General features: G+C 60.8%; 5 protein-coding genes. All 5 read left to right on the forward strand.

From position 1 onward, the window contains the following. A partial coding sequence (gene ihfA, locus QMM04_RS21600) for an integration host factor subunit alpha (RefSeq protein ID WP_282997002.1) occupies window positions 1–278 on the forward strand: 278 nt, incomplete at its 5' end. Window positions 279–411: 133 nt separating this feature from the next. Continuing rightward, on the forward strand, window positions 412–1,395 hold the full coding sequence (gene btuC / locus QMM04_RS21605; protein WP_282997003.1) for a vitamin B12 ABC transporter permease BtuC: 984 nt from the start codon (window positions 412–414) through the stop codon (window positions 1,393–1,395). Window positions 1,396–1,434: 39 nt separating this feature from the next. Further along, window positions 1,435–1,980, forward strand: coding sequence for a glutathione peroxidase (locus QMM04_RS21610; RefSeq protein ID WP_058769691.1), 546 nt, complete (start codon window positions 1,435–1,437; stop codon window positions 1,978–1,980). Further along, window positions 1,980–2,726 (forward strand): vitamin B12 ABC transporter ATP-binding protein BtuD, encoded by a 747-nt coding sequence (gene btuD / locus QMM04_RS21615; RefSeq protein ID WP_282997004.1) that lies wholly within the window; start codon window positions 1,980–1,982, stop codon window positions 2,724–2,726. Before QMM04_RS21610 ends, btuD begins: the two co-directional genes overlap by 1 nt. A 64-nt stretch (window positions 2,727–2,790) precedes the next feature. Beyond that, complete coding sequence (locus tag QMM04_RS21620; protein ID WP_021506241.1) at window positions 2,791–3,249, forward strand: NlpC/P60 family protein; 459 nt, start codon at window positions 2,791–2,793, stop codon at window positions 3,247–3,249. Window positions 3,250–3,379: the final 130 nt, after the last annotated feature.

Genomic DNA, 3,379 nt, shown 5'->3' on the forward strand with positions numbered 1-3,379 from the left:
CAGAGTACCTGTTTGAAAAACTCGGGTTGAGCAAACGCGATGCCAAAGAGTTGGTAGAGCTTTTTTTCGAAGAAGTTCGCCGCGCGTTGGAAAACGGAGAACAGGTAAAACTGTCCGGATTTGGTAATTTTGATCTGCGTGACAAAAACCAGCGTCCGGGCCGTAACCCGAAGACGGGGGAAGATATTCCAATCACCGCCCGCCGCGTGGTGACATTCCGTCCGGGGCAGAAGTTGAAAAGTCGCGTGGAGAACGCGTCACCCAAGGATGCTGACTGATTTCAGTATGACAAAAAGGCCGCTCAGCGGCCTTTTTTATGCGCGCAATCCCGGCAGCACGCTGCAGGCGCGGCTTTCTTTTTAGCGTAATCTCTCTACAATCAAATCTCTGTTTTCTCTGCCAATCTTACTTATGACTCTGCTGGATCAGCTGGCCCAACAGGCCGACCGTCGCAGCCGGCGCTGGCTCGGCGCGCTTACTGCCGCAGTGCTGCTGCTACTGGTGCTCAGTCTGTGCACGGGCGACAGCTGGATTTCTCCGCTGCAATGGTTTTCTGCCAGCGGCGATCTGTTCGTCTGGCAGCTGCGCCTGCCGCGCACTCTGGCGGTGCTGCTGGTGGGCGCGGCGCTGGCAGTCTGCGGCGTGGTGATGCAGGCGCTGTTCAACAATCCGCTGGCGGAGCCCGGGCTGCTGGGCGTATCGAACGGCGCCGGCATCGGCCTGGTGCTGGCGGTGCTGCTGGGTAACGGCGCACTGTGGAGCCTGGCGCTGGCAGCGATGGCGGGCGCGCTGCTGATCACGCTGATTCTGCTGCATTTTGCCCATCGTCAGCTGTCGGCCAGCCGTCTGCTGCTGACCGGCGTGGCGCTCGGCATTATCTGTAGCGCCATCATGACGTGGGCGGTGTACTTTAGCACCAGCCTCGATCTGCGCCAGTTGATGTACTGGATGATGGGTGGATTTAGCGGCATCGACTGGCGCTACGGCTGGATGATGCTGGCGCTGCTGCCGGTGACGCTGGCGTTGCTGGCCAGCGCCCGGACGCTTAATCTGCTGGCGCTGGGGGAGGTGTCGGCGCGGCAGCTCGGCCTGCCACTGCTGCTGTGGCGCAATCTGCTGGTGCTGGCGATGGGCTGGCTGGTGGGCGTCAGCGTGGCGATGGCCGGTGCGATTGGATTTGTCGGACTGGTTATCCCCCATCTGCTGCGACTCAGCGGCCTGAGCGATCATCGCTCCCTGCTGCCGGCCGCGGCGCTGGCGGGCGCGGCGGTACTGCTGGCGGCGGACATTCTGGCACGGCTGGTGCTGACCTCGGCCGAGCTGCCGATTGGGGTGGTCACTGCCACGCTCGGCGCGCCGCTGTTTATCATGTTATTAGTAAAGTCTTCGCGCTAGCTGCGGCTGGCACAGTGCAATCAACAACGGGAATCGACGATGAGCCTTTATCAGACAGAACTGGTTACGCTGGACGGTGAAAAAACCACGCTGGCACAGTATCAGGGCAAGGTGCTGCTGGTGGTTAACGTAGCATCAAAATGCGGCCTGACGCCGCAGTATGAACAGCTGGAGTCGCTGCAGAAGGCCTGGCAGGACAAAGATTTCAGCGTGCTGGGCTTCCCCTGTAATCAGTTTCTTGAGCAGGAACCGGGCAGCAACGAAGAGATCAAAACCTTCTGCAGCACCACATACGGCGTAACCTTCCCGCTGTTCGACAAAACGGAGGTTAACGGCGAGCAGCGTCATCCGCTGTACCGTCAGCTGGTCGCCGCGCAGCCGGAAGCCGAACGCCCGGCAGGCAGCGGTTTCCTTGAGCGCATGGAGAGCAAAGGCCGCGCGCCGAAAGCGCCGGGCGATATCCTGTGGAATTTCGAAAAGTTCCTCATCAACAAACAGGGTGAGGTGATTGCGCGCTTCTCGCCGGACATGACGCCGGACGATCCGATCATTCTGAAGCGCATTGAGCAGGCGCTGGCGGCGTAATGCTGCTGCAGTGCCACGACCTGCGCGTGCCTGGACGGCTGAGCGCGGGGAACCTGACGCTCTGCCGCGGTGAGCGCGTGCACGTGGTCGGCCCTAACGGCGCCGGCAAGAGCACGCTGCTGACTGCGCTCGCTGGCCTGCTCGACGCCGAAGGGCAGTTGACGCTGGCCGGCCAGCCGCTGCAAAGCTGGTCGGGTGCCGCACTGGCACAGCAGCGCGCCTGGCTCCCGCAGCAGCAGCCGGCGCCTGCGGCGCTGCCGGTGTGGCACTATCTGCGGCTGCACAGCCCGCCGGGCGGCGATAACGCGCAGGCGACGCTCACTGACCTGCTGCAGCAGCTTGGCTTGCAGGATAAGCTGACGCGTCCGCTGGCGCAGCTCTCCGGCGGTGAGTGGCAGCGGGTGCGCCTGGCGGCGGTGGTGCTGCAGATCCATCCGGCAATTAATCCGCGCGGTGCGTTACTGATTCTGGATGAGCCGCTCACCGCGCTTGACATCGCACAGCAGCGCGCGGTGGATAAGCTGCTGTTGCAGCTCAGCGAGGCCGGCATCGCCATTGTCGCCAGCGGACACGATCTCAACCACAGTCTGCGCCATGCCGATCGCGTCTGGCTGATGCATCAGGGCCGCGTAGTCAGTCAGGGCAGGGCCCGTGAGGTGCTGACCGCCGAGCGACTGGCACCGCTTTATCAGGCCGAATTCGTGCAGCTGGAGACGCCACAGGGGCCGCTGCTTTATCTTCCCTGACTTGCGCGCCGCGCCGCTTTGTCGCTACAGTGTCAGCCGGACGACGTTTTTAAGGACTATTCTGATGCGGCTGACCCTGTTTCTCCTCGTGTTGCTGCTGGCGGGCTGTAGCCATCATGCGCCGCCGCCCAATGGCCGTCTGTCTGACTCCATCACCGTAATTGCGCAACTTAACGATCAGCTCAGCCGCTGGCGCGGTACACCTTATCGCTATGGCGGATTAAGCCGTGGTGGCGTGGATTGCTCTGGCTTTGTCTACCTGACCTTTCGTGACCGCTTTGACCTGCAGCTGCCGCGCTCAACGATTGATCAGACTGATATCGGCACGCGCATCGATAAAAGCGATCTGCTGCCCGGCGACCTGGTATTTTTCAAAACCGGCAGCGGCGAAAATGGCCTGCACGTAGGCATCTATGACACCGACAATACCTTCATTCACGCTTCCACCAGCCAGGGCGTGATCCGCTCCTCGCTGGATAATGTTTACTGGCGCAAAGTATTCTGGCAGGCGCGTCGCATCTAATCCGCTTAACCCATTAGTGTTAAAAAAGGCGTAATAAACAGGTGGGTTTTGATCCGATTTATTTGTTTTTTTCGCCAGATATAACTCTCATTTAAAATGGCACTTTACCGCAATCGGGTTTGCGACTAAA

The organism is Pantoea sp. Pa-EAmG (assembly GCF_030024295.1).
GTDB classification, from domain to species: Bacteria; Pseudomonadota; Gammaproteobacteria; order Enterobacterales; family Enterobacteriaceae; genus Pantoea; species Pantoea dispersa.